The sequence below is a fragment of the Pseudomonas sp. B23(2017) genome (genome assembly GCF_002113725.1).
Classification (GTDB): domain Bacteria; phylum Pseudomonadota; class Gammaproteobacteria; order Pseudomonadales; family Pseudomonadaceae; genus Aquipseudomonas; species Aquipseudomonas putida_Z.
Genome location: NZ_NEJM01000016.1, coordinates 1 through 20,855 on the forward strand (window position 1 = coordinate 1; position 20,855 = coordinate 20,855).

Sequence of the window (20,855 nt, forward strand, 5' to 3'; positions counted from 1 at the left end):
AACTCAGCAGTGAAACGATGCATCGCCGATGGTAGTGTGGGGTTTCCCCATGTGAGAGTAGGTCATCGTCAAGATTCATTTCGCAAAACCCCTATCTGCGCATGCAGGTAGGGGTTTTGTCTTTCTGGCAAAAAAAACAGGCCTGCACAACCCTCCTCTGTGGGAGCGGGTTCACCCGCGAACACCGGCAAAGCCGGTGCCATCCACCGCGTCGCCCGCTTCGCGGCTAAAGCCGCTCCCACGGGTATGGCGCGGGTCCAGGGTATGCTGTGGAAGTGGCCTTCACCCCGCCGGCAGCCCTTTTCCTATGCAAGCCAACAGCCCATAGCTATCATGCCTGCCTTATTCCAAGTCGAGACTGGCATGCTGAAGTTGTTGAATCTCCTCAAGGATGGTCGGTTCCATTCCGGAGAAGCTCTGGGGTCGGCCCTCGGGGTAAGTCGCAGCGCCGTTTGGAAGCAGCTGCAGCACCTGGAGAGCGAACTGAACCTCACCATTCACAAGGTTCGTGGTCGCGGCTATCAGTTGGCGGCGCCACTGGCTTTGCTCGATGCACAAGCGATTGCCGGGTTTGCCGAAGGCGAGCAGTGGCCCGTTTTCATCCACGAAACCATCGACTCGACAAATGCCGAAGGCCTGCGGCTCGCCGGGGAAGGGCAGAACGCTCCATTCCTGGTCCTGGCCGAGCGCCAGAGCGCCGGCCGTGGTCGTCGCGGTCGGCAGTGGGTCAGCCCGTTTGCCGAAAACCTCTATTACAGCCTGGTACTCCGTGTGGATGGCGGCATGCGCCAGCTCGAGGGCTTGAGCCTGGTGGTGGGGTTGGCGGTAATGCGTACCCTGCAGGCGTTTGGGGTTAAGGATGTGGGGCTCAAATGGCCCAACGATGTCCTCGTTCGCGGGCAGAAGATCACCGGTATCCTCCTGGAGTTGGTGGGTGACCCGGCAGATGTCTGTCATGTGGTGCTGGGTATCGGCATCAATGTGAACATGCAGGTCAACGATCAGGTCGACCAGGTGTGGACCTCGATGCGCCGCGAAGTAGGGGCGGCAGTCGACCGTAACCGGCTGGTAGCGTTGCTCAGTCAGCAATTGCAGCACGAATTGGCACGGCATCGTCGCTACGGGTTTGCCGCATTCCAGGAAGAATGGGAGCAGGCGCACCTCTGGCAGGGGCGCAATGTTTCTCTGGTTGCCGGTAGCACGCGTATTGATGGCGTGGTTCTTGGCGTCGACGGGCAGGGCGGCTTGCGCCTTGAGGTGGACGGGGTGGAAAAGAGCTTCAGTGGTGGTGAGCTCAGTTTGAGGTTGCGTGATGATTCTTGAGCTCGATTGCGGTAACAGCTTCATCAAGTGGCGGGTAATCCACGTCGCTGATGCAGCGATTGAAAGCGGCGGTATCGTCGACTCCGATCAGGCGCTGGTGGCCGAAGTGGCTGCGCTGGCTTCGGTACGTCTGACCGGCTGCCGCATTGTAAGTGTGCGCAGTGAGGAAGAAACCGATGCGCTTTGCGCGCTGATTGCCCAGGCATTTGCCGTGCAAGCGCGCGTGGCGCACCCCGCCCAGGAAATGGCGGGTGTGAGCAATGGCTATGACGACTACCAGCGCCTGGGCATGGACCGTTGGTTGGCGGCGCTGGGAGCATTTCACCTGGCCAAGGGCGCTTGCCTGGTCATTGACCTGGGCACCGCTGCCAAAGCGGATTTCGTTGCGGCGGACGGTGAGCACCTGGGTGGCTACATCTGCCCGGGTATGCCATTGATGCGTAGCCAGTTGCGTACTCACACCCGGCGTATCCGTTATGACGATGCCTCGGCCGAGCGTGCATTGGCCAGCCTGGCGCCAGGTCGCTCGACGGTCGAGGCGGTCGAGCGCGGTTGCGTATTGATGCTCCAGGGTTTTGCGCGTACCCAGCTCGAGCAGGCGCGTGCGTTGTGGGGGGACGATTTCACGGTGTTTCTCACAGGTGGCGATGCGCCGCTGGTTAGGGAGGCCGTGCCCCAGGCGCGTGTCGTGCCTGACCTGGTTTTCGTAGGCCTGGCTATGGCCTGCCCATTGGATTGAGGTGCCTATGCGTTGGTTGTTTCTGTTGTTACTGGTGCTCAACGTCTTCTATTACGTGTGGCACCAGCAGGAAGCCCCGCTGAAGGTCAAGGAAGTCGCGCCCCTGTCGCTGTACAAGGGGAATCAGCAAGAAATCCGCCTGTTGCGCGAAACGGGGGTGTCGGCGCCACCCAAGCGCCGGGATGAGTGCCTGGTGGTCGGTGGCGTGATGGGGCAGGGCCAGCTCGATGCACTGCGTCAGCGCCTATTGAGCCTGGATATTGCCACGCTGCCGGTGGTGGGGCAGCTGCCAGGGGCGGATGGTCGTTGGCTCAAGGTTGCCCCGGAAAGCGAGCGTTTGCTGGACCAAACCGTGCTCGCGACTCTTTCCAACGATTTCAAAGACTTAAAACACAAAATTATTTTCTGCCAGGGTATTGCAACTGGCGAATAGCTTGATAGAATGGCGCCCGCTTCACAGGGAACACCACTCAGGTGGCAGAACTGGAAGCGGTGTCAAAGCAGCTAAGTTTCAGATTTGATTGAAAAAATTTGAAAAAACGCTTGACACTAGGACGGCAGACAAATAGAATGCCGGCCACATCTGGAGGGATTCCCGAGCGGTCAAAGGGGACGGACTGTAAATCCGTTGCGAGAGCTTCGAAGGTTCGAATCCTTCTCCCTCCACCAGTTTTAGCGAGAGCCGCAAGCTCCGCGGGTATAGTTTAGTGGTAGAACCTCAGCCTTCCAAGCTGATGATGCGGGTTCGATTCCCGCTACCCGCTCCAAGTTTGCTGGATTTTGCACAAAGTGTTTCGCTCTTGTAGCTCAGTTGGTAGAGCACACCCTTGGTAAGGGTGAGGTCAGCGGTTCAAGTCCGCTCAAGAGCTCCACATAAACAAGGCAGATATGAAAATATCTGCCTTTGTTTTATCAGCGCAAGACTATTTCTTCTGCGGAGGATTGTATCGATGGCTAAGGAAAAGTTTGATCGTTCCCTTCCCCACGTTAACGTCGGCACTATCGGCCACGTTGACCACGGTAAGACCACTCTGACCGCAGCTCTGACTCGCGTCTGCTCCGAAGTTTTCGGTTCGGCAGTCGTTGAGTTCGACAAGATCGACTCGGCTCCGGAAGAAAAAGCGCGCGGTATCACCATCAACACCGCTCACGTCGAGTACAACTCGAAGATTCGTCACTACGCTCACGTTGACTGCCCAGGTCACGCTGACTACGTGAAGAACATGATCACCGGTGCTGCCCAGATGGACGGCGCGATCCTGGTTTGCTCGGCCGCCGATGGTCCGATGCCACAAACCCGTGAGCACATCCTGCTGTCCCGTCAGGTAGGCGTTCCTTACATCGTGGTCTTCCTGAACAAGGCTGACCTGGTAGACGACGCCGAGCTGCTGGAACTGGTCGAGATGGAAGTTCGCGACCTGCTGTCCACCTACGACTTCCCAGGCGACGACACCCCGATCATCATCGGTTCGGCTCGTATGGCCCTGGAAGGCAAAGACGACAACGAAATGGGTACTACCGCTGTCAAGAAGCTGGTAGAAACTCTGGATGCCTACATCCCTGAGCCAGTTCGTGCCGTTGACCAGCCGTTCCTGATGCCGATCGAAGACGTATTCTCGATCTCGGGTCGTGGTACCGTTGTTACCGGTCGTATCGAGCGTGGTATCGTCCGCGTTCAGGATCCGCTGGAAATCGTTGGTCTGCGTGACACCACCACCACTACCTGCACCGGTGTTGAGATGTTCCGCAAGCTGCTGGACGAAGGTCGTGCTGGCGAGAACTGCGGCGTTCTGCTGCGTGGTACCAAGCGTGACGACGTTGAGCGTGGCCAGGTTCTGGTCAAGCCAGGTTCGGTCAAGCCGCACACCAAGTTCACTGCAGAAGTCTACGTTCTGTCGAAGGAAGAAGGCGGTCGTCACACTCCGTTCTTCAAAGGCTACCGTCCTCAGTTCTACTTCCGTACCACTGACGTGACCGGTAACTGCGAACTGCCGGAAGGCGTTGAAATGGTAATGCCAGGTGACAACATTCAGATGACTGTCACCCTGATCAAGACCATCGCAATGGAAGACGGTCTGCGCTTCGCTATTCGTGAAGGCGGTCGTACCGTCGGCGCCGGCGTCGTAGCAAAAATTATTGAATAAGTAGTTGATTTACATGATCAGGCCGGTATAATGGCCGGCCTGATACAGCGTTACAGGTCAGTAGCTCAATTGGCAGAGCGACGGTCTCCAAAACCGTAGGTTGGGGGTTCGATTCCCTCCTGACCTGCCATTTCACCTCGGTGTGATGGCTTTCTTCTCACAGGATCCTCCTCGATGACTCCCAAAACTGAAGCCCAAGAATCGCGTTTTGATCTGTTCAAGTGGCTGGCTGTAGTGGCTTTGGTGGTTGTCGGTGTAGTGGGTAACCAGTATTACTCCGCCTCCCCGATCCTGTATCGCGTCCTCGCACTTCTCGTCCTGGCTGCTGTCGCGGGCTTTGTAGCTCTGCAGACTGCGAAGGGCAAGTCGTTCTTTGCGCTGGCGAAGGAAGCTCGTACCGAGATTCGTAAAGTCGTGTGGCCGACCCGCCAGGAAACCACCCAGACCACGCTGATTGTCGTGGCTGTCGTGCTGGTTATGGCACTGCTGCTGTGGGGTCTTGATTCCCTGCTCGGCTGGGCGGTCTCCTTGATCGTTGGCTAAAGGTGTCCCGTGGCTAAGCGTTGGTATGTTGTGCATGCTTACTCGGGTTACGAGAAGCATGTAATGCGCTCCCTGATCGAGCGCGTCAAGCTGGCTGGCATGGAAGACGGTTTCGGCGAGATCCTGGTCCCGACCGAAGAAGTCGTCGAAATGCGCAACGGCCAGAAGCGCAAGAGTGAGCGTAAATTCTTCCCTGGCTATGTACTGGTCCAGATGGAGATGAACGAAGGGACTTGGCACTTGGTCAAGGACACCCCTCGTGTGATGGGCTTTATTGGTGGCACCGCAGACAAGCCTGCGCCGATCACCGATAAAGAAGCAGAGGCTATCCTGCGTCGCGTTGCCGACGGTAGCGACAAGCCGAAGCCGAAGACGCTGTTCGAGCCGGGTGAAGTGGTTCGAGTCATTGACGGTCCGTTCGCTGACTTCAATGGTAGTGTCGAAGAGGTTAACTACGAAAAGAGTCGCCTGCAGGTAGCGGTGCTCATTTTCGGTCGCTCTACTCCGGTGGAGCTCGAGTTCAGCCAGGTCGAAAAGGTCTAGGCGGACGAAGCATCCCATACCCCGCAGCCCTGTGTGCTGCGGGGTTTTGTCGTCACTGGGATAAAACGCAAGTCATCCGGGGAGCCAGCAGGCGTTCGTACCCGATTTTGGAGTAGCTCATGGCTAAGAAGATTCAGGCTTACATCAAGCTGCAAGTTAAGGCCGGCCAGGCCAACCCAAGCCCACCCGTTGGTCCAGCACTGGGTCAACACGGTGTGAACATCATGGAATTCTGCAAGGCCTTCAACGCCCGTACCCAGGGTCAAGAAGCCGGCCTGCCGACTCCTGTGATCATCACTGTCTACAGCGACCGTAGCTTCACCTTCGAGACCAAGAGCACCCCTGCCTCGGTTCTGCTGAAGAAAGCTGCTGGCCTGACCAGTGGTTCGGCTCGCCCGAACACCGTTAAAGTCGGTACCGTTACCCGTGCTCAGCTGGAAGACATCGCCAAAGCTAAACAGGCTGATCTGACTGCCGCTGACCTGGACGCTGCTGTACGCACCATCGCTGGCTCTGCCCGCAGCATGGGCCTGAACGTGGAGGGTGTGTAATGGCTAAGCTGACCAAACGCCAAAAGGCAATCGCCGAGAAAATCGAAGCAGGCAAGGCCTACAACTTCGAAGAAGCGGCCACTCTGCTGGCTTCGCTGCCGGCTGCCAAGTTCGTAGAATCCTACGACATCGCCGTTAACCTCGGTGTTGACCCGCGTAAATCCGACCAGGTCGTACGCAGCGCTACCGTGCTGCCGCACGGCACTGGCAAGACCGTTCGCGTTGCTGTCTTCACCCAGGGTCCAGCTGCTGAAGCCGCTCTGGCTGCCGGCGCTGACCGCGTAGGTATGGACGATCTGGCTGCCGAAATGAAAGGCGGCGACCTGAACTATGACGTCGTTATCGCATCGCCTGATGCCATGCGCGTTGTAGGTCAGCTGGGTCAGGTTCTGGGTCCTCGCGGCCTGATGCCTAACCCGAAAGTTGGTACCGTGACCCCAGACGTAGCCGGCGCCGTCAAGAACGCCAAGGCTGGTCAGGTTCGCTACCGTACCGACAAGAACGGTATCATCCACACCTCCGTTGGCAAGGTCGGCTTCGAAGCCGGCAAGCTGAAGGAAAACGTTGAAGCCCTGATCGCTGATCTGAAGCGTATCAAGCCAGCTTCCTCGAAAGGTATCTACGTCAAGCGCGTTACCCTGAGCACCACCATGGGCCCAGGTCTGGTCATCGATCAGAGCTCGCTGAACGTGTAAGAACATGGTGGCGCGACCTGTCGCGCCACCAGCAAAAATTGGGGTCCCTGCCTGGCGGGGGCTATCCAAGACCGTAGGCGGCGCAAGCCTTAAAACACCAGCCCACGCAGATGGTGCTCCCGATTCGTTACCGAATCAGACACCAAAACGACATCCGGCTCCGGCCAGATGAAACGGTAAAAACCAGGAGTAAACCCGTGGCAATTAAACTCGAAGACAAGAAGGCCATCGTCGCTGAAGTCAACGAGGCTGCCAAAGTCGCTCTGTCCGCTGTCGTGGCTGATGCCCGTGGTGTGACTGTAGGCGCAATGACCGGACTCCGTAAAGAGGCCCGCGAAGCTGGCGTTTACGTACGTGTCGTACGTAACACCCTGCTGAAGCGCGCTGTTGAAGGCACCGAATTCTCGATCCTCAACGACGCGTTCAAAGGCCCGACCCTGATTGCTTTCTCCAACGAACACCCGGGCGCTGCTGCTCGTCTGTTCAAAGAGTTCGCCAAGGGTCAGGACAAGTTCGAGATCAAGGCAGCTGCGTTTGACGGCAAGTTCCTTGCCGCTAACCAGATCGACGTGCTGGCAACCCTGCCAACTCGCGACGAGGCTATCGCACAGCTGATGAGCGTAATCCAAGGTGCAACCAGCAAGCTGGCTCGTACCCTGGCAGCTCTGCGCGACCAGAAAGAAGCTGCTGCTGCCTAAGGCACGCGCAACTCTTTCAAAATCATACGTTTAATTTGATGGCTGCGTAGGCTGTCACCCCAATACAGGATTGAAGTCATGTCTCTGACTAACGAGCAAATCATCGAAGCAATCGGCCAGAAAACTGTTCTGGAAATTGTTGAACTGATCAAAGCGATGGAAGAAACCTTCGGCGTTACCGCTGCTGCCGCTGTTGCCGCTGGCCCAGCCGCTGGCGCTGCTGCCGCTGTTGAAGAACAGACCGAGTTCAACGTCGTTCTGACCGAAGCTGGCGACAAGAAAGTAAACGTGATCAAGGCCGTTCGTGAACTGACCGGTCTGGGCCTGAAAGAAGCCAAAGAGAAAGTCGACGGCGCTCCTCAGGTTATCGCTGAAGGCGTTTCGAAAGAAGCCGCTGAAGACGCGAAGAAGAAGCTGGAAGAAGCTGGCGCTAAAGTCGAGCTGAAGTAATCTCGACCTTGCGACTCCAGTCCGAGCGTTGAGCGAAGGGCTGATGGCTGGTGGCTTATGCCACCGGCCTTTTTCCGTTATTGGTGGCCGGTCAGGCCGGCCCCGATAACAAGCTGCAAGACACCCATGTGGGTGGCGCAAACCAAGGGGTTTGCACGATTTTCTGGCTGCTCCCGCCGGGAGAAGCCAAACAAGCAGGTGACCAAGCTGGGGAACGCTGATGGCTTACTCATACACTGAGAAAAAACGTATCCGCAAGGACTTTAGCAAGTTGCCGGACGTCATGGATGTGCCTTACCTCCTGGCCATCCAGCTGGATTCGTATCGCGAATTCCTGCAAGCGGGAGCATCCAAGGATCAGTTCCGCGACGTCGGCCTGCACGCGGCCTTCAAATCGGTATTCCCGATCATCAGCTACTCCGGCAATGCTGCCCTGGAGTACGTAGGCTATCGCCTGGGCGAACCCGCCTTCGATGTGAAGGAATGTGTCCTGCGTGGCGTGACCTTCGCGGTCCCACTGCGGGTCAAGGTGCGCCTGATCATCTTCGACAAGGAATCGTCGAACAAAGCGATCAAGGACATCAAAGAGCAAGAAGTCTACATGGGTGAAATCCCCCTGATGACTGAGAACGGTACCTTCGTTATCAACGGTACCGAGCGTGTGATCGTTTCCCAGCTGCACCGTTCGCCTGGTGTGTTCTTCGACCACGACCGTGGCAAGACTCACAGCTCCGGCAAGCTGCTGTACTCCGCTCGCATCATCCCTTACCGTGGCTCCTGGCTGGACTTCGAGTTCGACCCGAAGGACTGCGTGTTCGTACGTATCGACCGTCGCCGCAAACTGCCGGCCTCGGTGCTGCTGCGTGCCCTGGGTTACAGCACTGAAGAAGTGCTGAACACCTTCTACACCACCAACGTGTTCCACATTTCCGGCGAGAAGCTCAGCCTGGAACTGGTACCGCAGCGTCTGCGTGGTGAGGTTGCAGTCATGGATATCCATGACGAAACCGGCAAAGTCATCGTCGAGCAGGGTCGCCGTATTACCGCGCGCCACATCAACCAGCTCGAGAAGGCCGGCGTCAAGCAGCTGGACGTTCCTATGGAATACGTCCTGGGCCGCACTACCGCCAAGGCCATCGTGCATCCGGCTACCGGCGAGATCCTGGCCGAATGCAACACCGAGATGACCACCGAACTGCTGATCAAGGTCGCCAAGGCACAGGTTGTCCGTATCGAGACCCTGTACACCAACGACATCGATTGCGGTCCGTTCATCTCCGATACCCTGAAGATCGACACCACCAGCAACCAGCTGGAAGCCCTGGTCGAGATCTACCGCATGATGCGTCCTGGCGAGCCGCCAACCAAGGATGCTGCCGAGACCCTGTTCAACAACCTGTTCTTCAGCGCCGAGCGTTACGACCTGTCCGCCGTTGGCCGCATGAAGTTCAACCGTCGTATCGGTCGTACCGAGATCGAAGGTTCGGGCGTGCTGAGCAAGGAAGATATCGTCGAGGTTCTGAAGACCCTGGTCGACATCCGTAACGGCAAAGGCATCGTCGACGACATCGACCACCTGGGTAACCGTCGCGTACGTTGCGTCGGCGAGATGGCCGAGAACCAGTTCCGCGTTGGCCTGGTGCGTGTCGAGCGCGCGGTCAAGGAACGCCTGTCGATGGCGGAAAGCGAAGGCCTGATGCCGCAAGACCTGATCAACGCCAAGCCGGTTGCGGCGGCGGTGAAAGAGTTCTTCGGCTCCAGCCAGCTGTCCCAGTTCATGGACCAGAACAACCCGCTCTCCGAGATTACCCACAAGCGCCGCGTCTCCGCACTCGGCCCAGGTGGTCTGACCCGTGAGCGTGCCGGCTTCGAAGTCCGTGACGTACACCCGACCCACTACGGCCGTGTGTGCCCGATCGAGACCCCTGAAGGTCCGAACATCGGTCTGATCAACTCCCTGGCTGCCTATGCCCGCACCAACCAGTACGGCTTCCTGGAAAGCCCGTACCGCGTGGTGAAGGAAGGCGTGGTCAGCGACGACATCGTGTTCCTGTCGGCCATTGAAGAGGCGGATCACGTCATCGCCCAGGCTTCGGCCGCGATGAACGAGAAGAAGCAGCTGATCGATGAGCTGGTAGCTGTTCGTCACCTGAACGAATTCACCGTCAAGGCGCCGGAAGACGTCACCCTGATGGACGTTTCGCCGAAGCAGGTTGTTTCCGTCGCTGCGTCGCTCATTCCGTTCCTCGAGCACGACGACGCCAACCGTGCATTGATGGGTTCGAACATGCAGCGTCAGGCTGTACCGACCCTGCGCGCCGACAAGCCGCTGGTAGGTACCGGCATGGAGCGCAACGTTGCCCGTGACTCCGGTGTCTGCGTGGTTGCTCGCCGCGGTGGCGTGATCGACTCGGTCGACGCCAGCCGTATCGTTGTTCGCGTTGCTGACGACGAAGTTGAAACCGGCGAAGCAGGTGTGGATATCTACAACCTGACCAAGTACACCCGTTCGAACCAGAACACCTGCATCAACCAGCGTCCGCTGGTGAGCAAAGGTGACAAGGTTCAGCGTGGCGACATCATGGCCGACGGCCCGTCCACCGACATGGGTGAACTGGCACTGGGTCAGAACATGCGCATCGCGTTCATGGCGTGGAACGGCTTCAACTTCGAAGACTCCATCTGCCTGTCCGAGCGTGTGGTCCAGGAAGACCGCTTCACCACCATCCACATCCAGGAACTGACCTGTGTGGCGCGTGATACCAAGCTTGGCCCAGAGGAAATCACTGCGGACATCCCGAACGTGGGTGAAGCCGCACTGAACAAGCTGGACGAAGCCGGTATCGTCTACGTGGGTGCCGAAGTCGGCGCTGGCGACATCCTGGTCGGCAAGGTAACGCCAAAAGGCGAAACCCAGCTGACTCCGGAAGAAAAACTGCTGCGCGCAATCTTCGGTGAGAAGGCCAGCGACGTTAAGGACACCTCCCTGCGCGTGCCAACCGGCACCAAGGGTACCGTCATCGACGTACAGGTCTTCACCCGTGATGGCGTCGAGCGCGACAGCCGCGCCCTGGCCATCGAGAAGATGCAGCTGGACGAGATCCGCAAGGACCTCAACGAAGAGTTCCGCATCGTCGAAGGTGCAACCTTCGAGCGTCTGCGTTCTGCCCTGAACGGCCAGGTGGTCGACGGTGGCGCGGGCCTGAAGAAAGGTACCGTGATCACTGACGAAGTACTGGACGGTCTGGAGCACGGCCAGTGGTTCAAACTGCGCATGGCCGAAGATGCACTGAACGAGCAGCTGGAAAAGGCTCAGCAGTACATCGTCGATCGTCGCCGTCTGCTGGACGACAAGTTCGAAGACAAGAAGCGCAAGCTGCAGCAGGGTGATGACCTGGCACCGGGCGTGCTGAAGATCGTCAAGGTTTACCTGGCAATCCGTCGTCGCATCCAACCGGGTGACAAGATGGCCGGTCGTCACGGTAACAAGGGTGTCGTCTCGGTAATCATGCCGGTCGAAGACATGCCGCACGACGCCAACGGTACTCCGGTCGATGTCGTACTGAACCCGCTGGGTGTACCTTCGCGTATGAACGTCGGTCAGATCCTCGAAACCCACCTGGGCCTGGCGGCCAAGGGTCTGGGCGAGAAGATCGACCGCATGATCGAAGAGCAGCGCAAGGCCGCTGAACTGCGCGTGTTCCTGACCGAGGTCTACAACGAGATCGGCGGTCGTCAGGAAAACCTGGACGAGTTCACCGACGAAGAGATCCTGGCCCTGGCCCACAACCTGAAGAAGGGCGTGCCAATGGCCACCCCGGTCTTCGACGGTGCCAAGGAGCGCGAGATCAAGGCCATGCTGAAGCTGGCCGACCTGCCAGAGAGCGGCCAGATGGTGCTGTTCGATGGCCGTACCGGCAACAAGTTCGAGCGTCCTGTGACCGTTGGTTACATGTACATGCTCAAGCTGAACCACTTGGTGGACGACAAGATGCACGCGCGTTCCACTGGTTCCTACAGCCTGGTTACCCAGCAGCCGCTGGGTGGTAAGGCGCAGTTCGGTGGTCAGCGTTTCGGGGAGATGGAAGTGTGGGCGCTGGAAGCATACGGCGCGGCATACACCCTGCAAGAAATGCTCACAGTGAAGTCGGACGACGTGAACGGCCGTACCAAGATGTACAAGAACATCGTGGATGGCGATCACCGTATGGAGCCGGGCATGCCCGAGTCCTTCAACGTGTTGATCAAAGAGATCCGTTCGCTCGGTATCGATATCGATCTGGAAACCGAATAACACGTGACGCGAAGGGGAGTGGGGCAGGTAATGCCCGCTCCCTGCTCCGCCAGGAGGAAAGGCCTTGAAAGACCTACTGAATTTGCTGAAAAACCAGGGTCAAGTCGAAGAGTTCGACGCCATCCGCATCGGTCTGGCGTCGCCTGAAATGATCCGTTCGTGGTCGTTCGGTGAAGTTAAGAAGCCGGAAACCATCAACTACCGTACGTTCAAGCCTGAGCGTGACGGCCTGTTCTGCGCCAAGATCTTTGGCCCAGTCAAGGACTACGAGTGCCTGTGCGGCAAGTACAAGCGCCTCAAGCACCGCGGCGTGATCTGCGAGAAGTGCGGCGTTGAAGTTGCCCTGGCAAAAGTTCGTCGTGAGCGCATGGCGCACATCGAACTGGCCTCGCCGGTTGCCCACATCTGGTTCCTGAAGTCGCTGCCGTCCCGTATCGGCCTGCTGATGGACATGACCCTGCGTGACATCGAGCGCGTGCTCTACTTCGAGAGCTACGTTGTTATCGACCCGGGCATGACCACCCTGGAAAAAGGCCAGCTGCTGAACGACGAGCAGTACTTCGAAGCGCTGGAAGAGTTCGGTGATGACTTCGACGCCCGCATGGGTGCCGAGGCTGTCCGCGAGCTGCTGCACGCTATCGACCTGGAGCACGAGATCGGTCGCCTGCGCGAAGAGATTCCGCAGACCAACTCGGAAACCAAGATCAAGAAGCTGTCCAAGCGCCTGAAGCTGATGGAAGCGTTCCAGGGTTCGGGCAACCTGCCTGAGTGGATGGTCCTGACCGTCCTGCCAGTGCTGCCGCCGGACCTGCGTCCGCTGGTACCGCTGGATGGCGGCCGCTTCGCGACCTCCGACCTGAACGACCTGTATCGTCGGGTGATCAACCGTAACAACCGTCTGAAGCGCCTGCTGGATCTGTCGGCGCCGGACATCATCGTGCGCAACGAAAAGCGCATGCTGCAGGAAGCGGTCGACGCCCTGCTGGACAACGGCCGTCGCGGTCGCGCCATCACTGGCTCGAACAAGCGTCCGCTGAAGTCCCTGGCCGACATGATCAAAGGTAAGCAAGGTCGCTTCCGTCAGAACCTGCTCGGTAAGCGTGTGGACTACTCTGGCCGTTCGGTAATTACCGTAGGCCCGACCCTGCGTCTGCACCAGTGCGGTCTGCCGAAGAAGATGGCCCTCGAGCTGTTCAAGCCGTTCATTTTCGGCAAGCTGGAAATGCGTGGTCTGGCGACCACCATCAAGGCTGCCAAGAAGATGGTCGAGCGCGAGCTGCCAGAGGTGTGGGACGTACTCGCCGAGGTGATCCGCGAACACCCCGTGCTGCTCAACCGTGCACCGACCCTGCACCGTCTGGGTATCCAGGCATTTGAACCGGTTCTGATCGAAGGTAAGGCTATCCAGCTGCACCCGCTGGTCTGTGCCGCGTACAACGCCGACTTCGACGGTGACCAGATGGCCGTTCACGTGCCGCTGACCCTGGAAGCCCAGCTCGAAGCGCGCGCGCTGATGATGTCGACCAACAACATCCTGTCGCCAGCCAACGGTGAGCCAATCATCGTTCCGTCGCAGGACGTGGTACTGGGTCTTTACTACATGACCCGTGAGGCCATCAACGCCAAGGGCGAAGGTCGCGTGTTCGCCGACCTGCAGGAAGTCGACCGCGTATTCCGCGCCGGCGAGGCCGCCCTGCACGCGAAAATCAAGGTTCGTATCAACGAAACCGTGAAAGAGCGTGACGGTTCCGTGGTCAAGAACACCCGCATCGTCGACACCACCGTCGGCCGTGCGCTGCTGTTCCAGGTTGTACCGGCAGGCCTGCCGTACGACGTGGTCAACCAGCCGATGAAGAAGAAGGCGATCTCCAAGCTGATCAACCAGTGCTACCGCGTGGTTGGTCTGAAAGAGACCGTTATCTTCGCTGACCAGCTGATGTACACCGGTTTCGCTTACTCGACCATTTCCGGCGTTTCGATCGGTGTTAACGACTTCGTTATCCCGGACGAGAAAGCTCGCATCATCGGTACCGCTACCGACGAAGTGAAGGAAATCGAGAGCCAGTACGCCTCCGGCCTGGTAACCCAGGGCGAGAAGTACAACAAGGTCATCGACTTGTGGTCGAAGGCGAACGACGAAGTGTCCAAAGCGATGATGGCCAACCTCTCGAAAGAGAAGGTCATTGACCGCGAAGGCAAGGAAGTCGAGCAAGAGTCCTTCAACTCGATGTACATGATGGCTGACTCCGGTGCGCGGGGTTCCGCAGCCCAGATCCGTCAGCTGGCCGGTATGCGTGGCCTGATGGCCAAGCCGGACGGCTCCATCATCGAGACGCCGATCACTGCGAACTTCCGTGAAGGCCTGAGCGTTCTGCAGTACTTCATTTCGACCCACGGTGCTCGTAAGGGTCTGGCGGATACCGCACTGAAGACTGCGAACTCCGGTTACCTGACTCGTCGTCTGGTAGACGTTGCCCAGGATCTGGTGGTTACCGAGATCGACTGCGGTACCGACCAGGGTCTGCTGATGACTCCGCACATCGAAGGCGGCGACGTTGTAGAGCCGCTGGGTGAGCGTGTACTGGGTCGTGTTATCGCCCGTGACGTGTTCAAGCCAGGCACCGAGGACGTCATCGTTCCGGCCGGTACCCTGGTCGACGAGAAGTGGGTCGAGTTCATCGAGCTGAACAGCATCGACGAAGTGATCGTGCGTTCGCCGATCAACTGCGAAACCCGCTACGGCATTTGCGCCAAGTGCTACGGCCGTGACCTGGCTCGCGGTCACCAGGTGAACATCGGTGAAGCTGTCGGCGTTATCGCTGCCCAGTCGATCGGTGAGCCGGGTACCCAGCTGACCATGCGTACGTTCCACATCGGTGGTGCTGCAAGCCGTACTTCGGCTGCCGACAGCGTCCAGGTGAAGAACGGCGGTATGGTGCGTCTGCACAACCTCAAGCAGGTTGAGCGTGCCGATGGCAACCTGGTTGCCGTATCGCGTTCGGGTGAGTTGGCCATCGCCGACGAATTTGGCCGTGAGCGTGAGCGTTACAAGCTGCCTTACGGTGCGGTGATTTCGGTCAAGGAAGGTGACAAGGTCGAAGCTGGCGCCATCGTCGCCAAGTGGGACCCGCACACCCACCCGATCGTTACCGAGCTGAAAGGTACCGTGACCTTCGTGGGCATGGAAGAAAACATCACCATCAAGCGTCAGACCGATGAGCTGACCGGCTTGACCAACATTGAAGTACTGGACGTCAAGGATCGCCCTGCCGCAGGCAAGGAAATCCGTCCGGCAATCAAGATGGTCGACGCCGCTGGCAAGGACCTGTACCTGCCAGGTACTGACGTACCTGCCCAGTACTTCCTGCCGGCTAACGCCCTCGTCGGCGTGGCTGACGGTGCTCAGATCGGTGTTGGTGACGTTATCGCGCGTATCCCGCAAGAAACGTCGAAGACCCGTGACATCACCGGTGGTCTGCCGCGTGTTGCCGACCTGTTCGAAGCGCGCCGTCCGAAAGAGGCCTCGATTCTGGCTGAAGTCAGCGGCACCATCGCGTTCGGCAAGGAGACCAAAGGCAAGCGTCGTCTGGTCATCACCCCGACCGACGGTAGCGATCCGTACGAAGAGCTGATTCCGAAGTGGCGCCACCTGAACGTCTTCGAAGGCGAACAGGTAAACCGCGGCGAAGTTATCTCCGACGGCCCGAGCGATCCGCACGACATCCTGCGTCTGCTGGGTGTGAGCGCGCTGGCGAAGTACATCGTCAACGAGATCCAGGACGTTTATCGTCTGCAAGGCGTTAAGATCAACGACAAGCACATCGAGACCATCCTGCGTCAGATGCTGCGCAAGGTCGAGATCTCCGAGTCGGGCGATTCCAGCTTCATCAAGGGCGACCAGATGGAACTGACCCAGGTACTGGTAGAGAACGAGCGTCTCGCCGCCGAGGACAAGTTCATCTCCAAGTTCACCCGCGTGCTGCTGGGTATCACCAAGGCGTCGCTGTCGACCGAGTCGTTCATCTCCGCGGCTTCCTTCCAGGAAACCACCCGCGTACTGACCGAAGCGGCGGTAACCGGCAAGCGCGACTACCTGCGCGGCCTGAAAGAGAACGTGGTCGTGGGTCGTCTGATCCCGGCCGGTACTGGTCTGGCCTACCACAGCGAGCGCAAGCGTCGCCGTGATGCCGACAAGCCGCTGCGTGTGAGCGCCAGTGAGGTGGAAGCCGCACTGACCGAAGCGCTGAACTCCAGCGGTAACTAAGTACAGGGCAGGGCCCCGGCAAGCCCCGAGCGATCAGTGGCGACATGAAATGTTGCCGATGATCGGGCGGGGAGGGCCGGGGCCTCGTCTTGACTGGGTGCAAGATCCTCTTTAGACTTTTGTACCCTTAAATTTGGTGAGGCTCCGTCTCGCCAATTTTTGGCTTTCTTGCAAGACAATAGAGTCGCAAGACAATCAGTGGAGCTAGTAGATGGCAACTATCAACCAGCTGGTACGTCAGCCGCGTAAGCGTTCGGTCGAGAAGTCCGACGTTCCTGCGCTGCAGAACTGCCCGCAGCGTCGTGGCGTGTGCACCCGCGTGTACACCACCACGCCGAAAAAACCTAACTCGGCACTGCGTAAAGTATGCCGTGTGCGTCTGACCAACGGTTTCGAGGTTTCCTCGTACATCGGTGGTGAAGGCCACAACCTGCAAGAGCACAGCGTCGTCCTGATCCGTGGCGGCCGTGTAAAAGACTTGCCAGGTGTTCGTTACCACACCGTTCGCGGCTCTCTGGATACTTCGGGCGTTAAAGGCCGTAACCAGGGTCGTTCGAAGTACGGTACCAAGCGTCCGAAGTAATCGGTCGTTTGCAGACATCCATTTTTTTGAGTCGATAAGAGTAAGGTCGGGCGTAGGTCGAATGACCTGGTCCCGGGCTAACCTGAAGACCGTTTGAGGGCTTATCATGCCAAGACGTCGTGTAGCAGCAAAACGTGAGATCCTTGACGATCCGAAGTACGGATCCCAGATCCTCGCCAAGTTCATGAACCACGTGATGGAAAGCGGCAAGAAGGCCGTAGCCGAGCGCATCGTTTACGGTGCCCTGGATACCGTCAAAGCTCGCAAGAACAGCGACCCCCTGGAAATCTTCGAGAAAGCTCTCGACGCCATCGCTCCGCTGGTCGAAGTTAAGTCCCGCCGTGTCGGCGGTGCCACTTACCAGGTTCCGGTTGAAGTTCGTCCATCCCGTCGTAACGCTCTGGCAATGCGCTGGCTCGTAGACTACGCCCGCAAGCGCGGCGAGAAGTCGATGGCTCTGCGCCTGGCCGGCGAGCTGCTGGATGCTGCTGAAGGCAAGGGTGCTGCAGTCAAGAAGCGTGAAGACGTGCACCGTATGGCCGAGGCCAACAAAGCGTTCTCGCACTACCGCTTCTAATTCAAGCATCAATCATTTTGCGAGGGCTTTATGGCTCGTACTACAGCAATTAACCGCTACCGTAACATCGGTATCTGCGCCCACGTTGACGCGGGCAAGACTACCACTACCGAGCGGATCCTGTTCTACACAGGTCTGAGCCACAAGATGGGCGAGGTGCACGACGGCGCCGCGACCACCGACTGGATGGTGCAGGAGCAGGAGCGCGGTATCACCATTACCTCCGCTGCCGTTACCACCTTCTGGAAAGGTTCCCGTGGTCAGTACGACAACTACCGCGTAAACGTCATCGATACCCCCGGCCACGTTGACTTCACCATTGAAGTAGAGCGTTCGCTGCGTGTACTCGACGGCGCGGTCGTTGTGTTCTGCGGTACCTCCGGCGTTGAGCCGCAGTCCGAAACCGTATGGCGTCAGGCCAACAAGTACGGCGTTCCACGTGTTGTTTACGTGAACAAGATGGACCGTGCTGGTGCCAACTTCCTGCGCGTTGTCGGCCAGATCAAGAACCGCCTGGGTCACACCCCGGTTCCGGTCCAGCTGGCTATCGGTGCAGAAGATGACTTCCAGGGTCAGGTCGACCTGATCAAGATGAAAGCCATCTACTGGAACGAAGACGACAAGGGCACCACCTACCGCGAGGAAGAAATTCCTGCGGATATGGTCGAGCTGGCTAACGAGTGGCGCAACAACATGGTTGAAGCCGCCGCCGAAGCCAACGAAGAGCTGATGAACAAGTACCTTGAAGAAGGTGAGCTGACCGTCGAGGAAATCAAGGCAGGCCTGCGCGCGCGCACCCTGGCCAGCGAGATCGTTCCGGCTGTCTGCGGTTCGTCGTTCAAGAACAAGGGCGTTCCCCTGGTTCTCGACGCCGTGATCGACTTCCTGCCTGCTCCGACCGAGATCCCGGCGATCAAGGGTATCCACCCTGACCTGATCGACGTGCCGAAGGACGAAGTCAAGCCAGAGCAGTTCGACGAGCGTCACGCTGACGACAACGAGCCGTTCTCGGCTCTGGCGTTCAAGATTGCCACCGACCCGTTCGTTGGTACTCTGACCTTCGTTCGCGTTTACTCGGGCTTCCTGACCTCCGGTGACTCCGTCATCAACTCGGTCAAGGGCAAGAAAGAGCGCGTTGGTCGTATGGTGCAGATGCACGCCAACCAGCGTGAAGAGATCAAAGAAGTACGTGCGGGCGATATCGCCGCTCTGATCGGCATGAAGGACGTCACCACTGGTGACACCCTGTGCAACGCCGACAAGCCGATCATCCTCGAGCGTATGGACTTCCCAGAGCCTGTGATTTCGCTCTCCGTAGAGCCGAAAACCAAGGCTGACCAGGAGAAGATGGGTATCGCACTGGGCAAGCTGGCCCAGGAAGACCCGTCGTTCCGCGTCAAGACCGACGAAGAAACTGGTCAGACCATCATCTCCGGTATGGGTGAGCTGCACCTGGACATCCTCGTTGACCGCATGAAGCGCGAGTTCAACGTCGAAGCCAACATCGGCAAGCCGCAGGTTTCGTACCGCGAGAAGATCACCAAGTCCAACGTCGAGATCGAAGGCAAGTTCGTTCGTCAGTCGGGCGGTCGTGGTCAGTTCGGTCACTGCTGGATCCGTTTCTCGGAGCCGGATCAGGACGACAAGGGCAACATCACCGAAGGTCTGGTGTTTGCCAACGAAGTCGTTGGTGGTGTGATTCCTAAGGAATACATCCCTGCGATCCAGAAGGGTATCGAAGAGCAGATGAAGAACGGCGTTGTTGCCGGCTATCCTCTGATCGGCCTGAAGGCCGCGGTATTCGACGGTTCGTACCACGACGTCGACTCCAACGAAATGGCGTTCAAGATCGCTGCTTCGATGGCAACCAAGCAACTGGCCCAGAAGGGCGGTGGCGTGGTTCTCGAGCCGATCATGAAGGTCGAAGTTGTAACCCCGGAAGACTACCTGGGTGACGTGATGGGTGACCTGAACCGTCGTCGTGGTCTGGTCCAGGGTATGGATGAGTCGGTCTCTGGCCGTGTCGTCCGCGCTGAAGTTCCGCTCGGAGAAATGTTCGGTTACGCAACCGACGTTCGTTCCATGTCTCAGGGTCGCGCAAGCTACTCCATGGAATTCTCCAAATACGCCGAAGCTCCGTCGAACATCGTCGAAGCACTCGTTAAAAAACAAGGCTAATCCCCTTTAGGCAAGAGGTTCACTGTCGTGGCTAAAGAAAAATTTGATCGTTCCCTTCCCCACGTTAACGTCGGCACCATCGGCCACGTTGACCACGGTAAGACCACTCTGACCGCAGCTCTGACTCGCGTCTGCTCCGAAGTTTTCGGTTCGGCAGTCGTTGAGTTCGACAAGATCGACTCGGCTCCGGAAGAAAAAGCGCGCGGTATCACCATCAACACCGCTCACGTCGAGTACAACTCGAACATTCGTCACTACGCTCACGTTGACTGCCCAGGTCACGCTGACTACGTGAAGAACATGATCACCGGTGCTGCCCAGATGGACGGCGCGATCCTGGTTTGCTCGGCCGCCGATGGTCCGATGCCACAAACCCGTGAGCACATCCTGCTGTCCCGTCAGGTAGGCGTTCCTTACATCGTGGTCTTCCTGAACAAGGCTGACCTGGTAGACGACGCCGAGCTGCTGGAACTGGTCGAGATGGAAGTTCGCGACCTGCTGTCCACCTACGACTTCCCAGGCGACGACACCCCGATCATCATCGGTTCGGCTCGTATGGCCCTGGAAGGCAAAGACGACAACGAAATGGGTACTACCGCTGTCAAGAAGCTGGTAGAAACTCTGGATGCCTACATCCCTGAGCCAGTTCGTGCCGTTGACCAGCCGTTCCTGATGCCGATCGAAGACGTATTCTCGATCTCGGGTCGTGGTACCGTTGTTACCGGTCGTATCGAGCGTGGTATCGTCCGCGTTCAGGATCCGCTGGAAATCGTTGGTCTGCGTGACACCACCACCACCACCTGCACCGGTGTTGAGATGTTCCGCAAGCTGCTGGACGAAGGCCGTGCTGGCGAGAACTGCGGCGTTCTGCTGCGTGGTACCAAGCGTGACGACGTTGAGCGTGGCCAGGTTCTGGTCAAGCCAGGTTCGGTCAAGCCGCACACCAAGTTCACCGCAGAAGTCTACGTTCTGTCGAAGGAAGAAGGCGGTCGTCACACTCCGTTCTTCAAAGGCTACCGTCCTCAGTTCTACTTCCGTACCACTGACGTGACCGGTAACTGCGAACTGCCGGAAGGCGTTGAAATGGTAATGCCAGGTGACAACATTCAGATGACTGTTACCCTGATCAAGACCATCGCAATGGAAGACGGTCTGCGCTTCGCTATCCGTGAAGGCGGTCGTACCGTCGGCGCCGGCGTCGTAGCCAAAATCATCGAGTAATCACTCGACCGATTGAAAAAACCCCCGCTCAGCGGGGGTTTTTTTTATTGGG

General features: G+C 58.3%; 16 protein-coding genes and 4 tRNA genes. All 20 read left to right on the forward strand.

Annotated features, from left to right (window positions below; all coding sequences use genetic code 11):
* Window positions 1-363: 363 nt before the first annotated feature.
* On the forward strand, window positions 364-1,323 hold the full coding sequence (gene birA, locus CAG46_RS22105; RefSeq protein ID WP_025337485.1) for a bifunctional biotin--[acetyl-CoA-carboxylase] ligase/biotin operon repressor BirA: 960 nt from the start codon (window positions 364-366) through the stop codon (window positions 1,321-1,323).
* Entirely contained in the window at window positions 1,313-2,062 is a 750-nt protein-coding gene (locus CAG46_RS22110; RefSeq protein WP_085617759.1) for a pantothenate kinase, read from the forward strand. The genes birA and CAG46_RS22110 overlap by 11 nt, the downstream gene beginning before the upstream one ends.
* 7 nt (window positions 2,063-2,069) lie before the next feature.
* Entirely contained in the window at window positions 2,070-2,495 is a 426-nt protein-coding gene (locus CAG46_RS22115) for a hypothetical protein (protein WP_025337487.1), read from the forward strand.
* Window positions 2,496-2,647: 152 nt separating this feature from the next.
* A tRNA-Tyr gene (locus CAG46_RS22120) sits at window positions 2,648-2,731 on the forward strand.
* A 24-nt stretch (window positions 2,732-2,755) separates the two neighbouring features.
* Window positions 2,756-2,829: transfer RNA gene (locus tag CAG46_RS22125), tRNA-Gly, on the forward strand.
* Between the two features lie 29 nt (window positions 2,830-2,858).
* Window positions 2,859-2,934, forward strand: a tRNA-Thr gene (locus CAG46_RS22130).
* Between the two features lie 78 nt (window positions 2,935-3,012).
* On the forward strand, window positions 3,013-4,206 hold the full coding sequence (gene tuf / locus CAG46_RS22135; protein ID WP_085617761.1) for an elongation factor Tu: 1,194 nt from the start codon (window positions 3,013-3,015) through the stop codon (window positions 4,204-4,206).
* A gap of 54 nt (window positions 4,207-4,260) precedes the next feature.
* A tRNA-Trp gene (locus CAG46_RS22140) sits at window positions 4,261-4,336 on the forward strand.
* A 44-nt stretch (window positions 4,337-4,380) separates the two neighbouring features.
* Window positions 4,381-4,749, forward strand: coding sequence for a preprotein translocase subunit SecE (gene secE / locus CAG46_RS22145; RefSeq protein ID WP_003257081.1), 369 nt, complete (start codon window positions 4,381-4,383; stop codon window positions 4,747-4,749).
* Window positions 4,750-4,758: 9 nt separating this feature from the next.
* Window positions 4,759-5,292 (forward strand): transcription termination/antitermination protein NusG, encoded by a 534-nt coding sequence (gene nusG, locus CAG46_RS22150; RefSeq protein WP_003255501.1) that lies wholly within the window; start codon window positions 4,759-4,761, stop codon window positions 5,290-5,292.
* Window positions 5,293-5,411: 119 nt separating this feature from the next.
* On the forward strand, window positions 5,412-5,843 hold the full coding sequence (gene rplK / locus CAG46_RS22155; protein ID WP_003255500.1) for a 50S ribosomal protein L11: 432 nt from the start codon (window positions 5,412-5,414) through the stop codon (window positions 5,841-5,843).
* The gene (rplA, locus tag CAG46_RS22160; protein ID WP_013970629.1) at window positions 5,843-6,538 is read left to right on the forward strand and encodes a 50S ribosomal protein L1; all 696 of its coding nucleotides are present in this window, start codon (window positions 5,843-5,845) and stop codon (window positions 6,536-6,538) included. Before rplK ends, rplA begins: the two co-directional genes overlap by 1 nt.
* Before the next feature lie 197 nt (window positions 6,539-6,735).
* Window positions 6,736-7,236, forward strand: a complete 501-nt coding sequence (gene rplJ / locus CAG46_RS22165; protein ID WP_003257082.1) for a 50S ribosomal protein L10 — start codon at window positions 6,736-6,738, stop codon at window positions 7,234-7,236.
* 78 nt (window positions 7,237-7,314) lie between these two features.
* A complete protein-coding gene (rplL, locus tag CAG46_RS22170) occupies window positions 7,315-7,686 on the forward strand; it encodes a 50S ribosomal protein L7/L12 (RefSeq protein WP_013970630.1) in 372 nt (123 codons plus the stop codon).
* A 220-nt stretch (window positions 7,687-7,906) separates the two neighbouring features.
* Window positions 7,907-11,980, forward strand: coding sequence for a DNA-directed RNA polymerase subunit beta (gene rpoB, locus CAG46_RS22175; protein WP_013970631.1), 4,074 nt, complete (start codon window positions 7,907-7,909; stop codon window positions 11,978-11,980).
* Window positions 11,981-12,044: 64 nt separating this feature from the next.
* Complete coding sequence (gene rpoC / locus CAG46_RS22180) at window positions 12,045-16,244, forward strand: DNA-directed RNA polymerase subunit beta' (protein WP_075044428.1); 4,200 nt, start codon at window positions 12,045-12,047, stop codon at window positions 16,242-16,244.
* Between the two features lie 211 nt (window positions 16,245-16,455).
* The gene (gene rpsL, locus CAG46_RS22185; RefSeq protein ID WP_003255492.1) at window positions 16,456-16,827 is read left to right on the forward strand and encodes a 30S ribosomal protein S12; all 372 of its coding nucleotides are present in this window, start codon (window positions 16,456-16,458) and stop codon (window positions 16,825-16,827) included.
* Between the two features lie 106 nt (window positions 16,828-16,933).
* Complete coding sequence (gene rpsG, locus CAG46_RS22190) at window positions 16,934-17,404, forward strand: 30S ribosomal protein S7 (protein ID WP_003246741.1); 471 nt, start codon at window positions 16,934-16,936, stop codon at window positions 17,402-17,404.
* A gap of 30 nt (window positions 17,405-17,434) precedes the next feature.
* Window positions 17,435-19,582 (forward strand): elongation factor G, encoded by a 2,148-nt coding sequence (gene fusA, locus CAG46_RS22195; protein ID WP_025337489.1) that lies wholly within the window; start codon window positions 17,435-17,437, stop codon window positions 19,580-19,582.
* A 27-nt stretch (window positions 19,583-19,609) separates the two neighbouring features.
* Entirely contained in the window at window positions 19,610-20,803 is a 1,194-nt protein-coding gene (gene tuf, locus CAG46_RS22200) for an elongation factor Tu (protein ID WP_013970626.1), read from the forward strand.
* The last annotated feature ends 52 nt before the right edge of the window (window positions 20,804-20,855 follow it).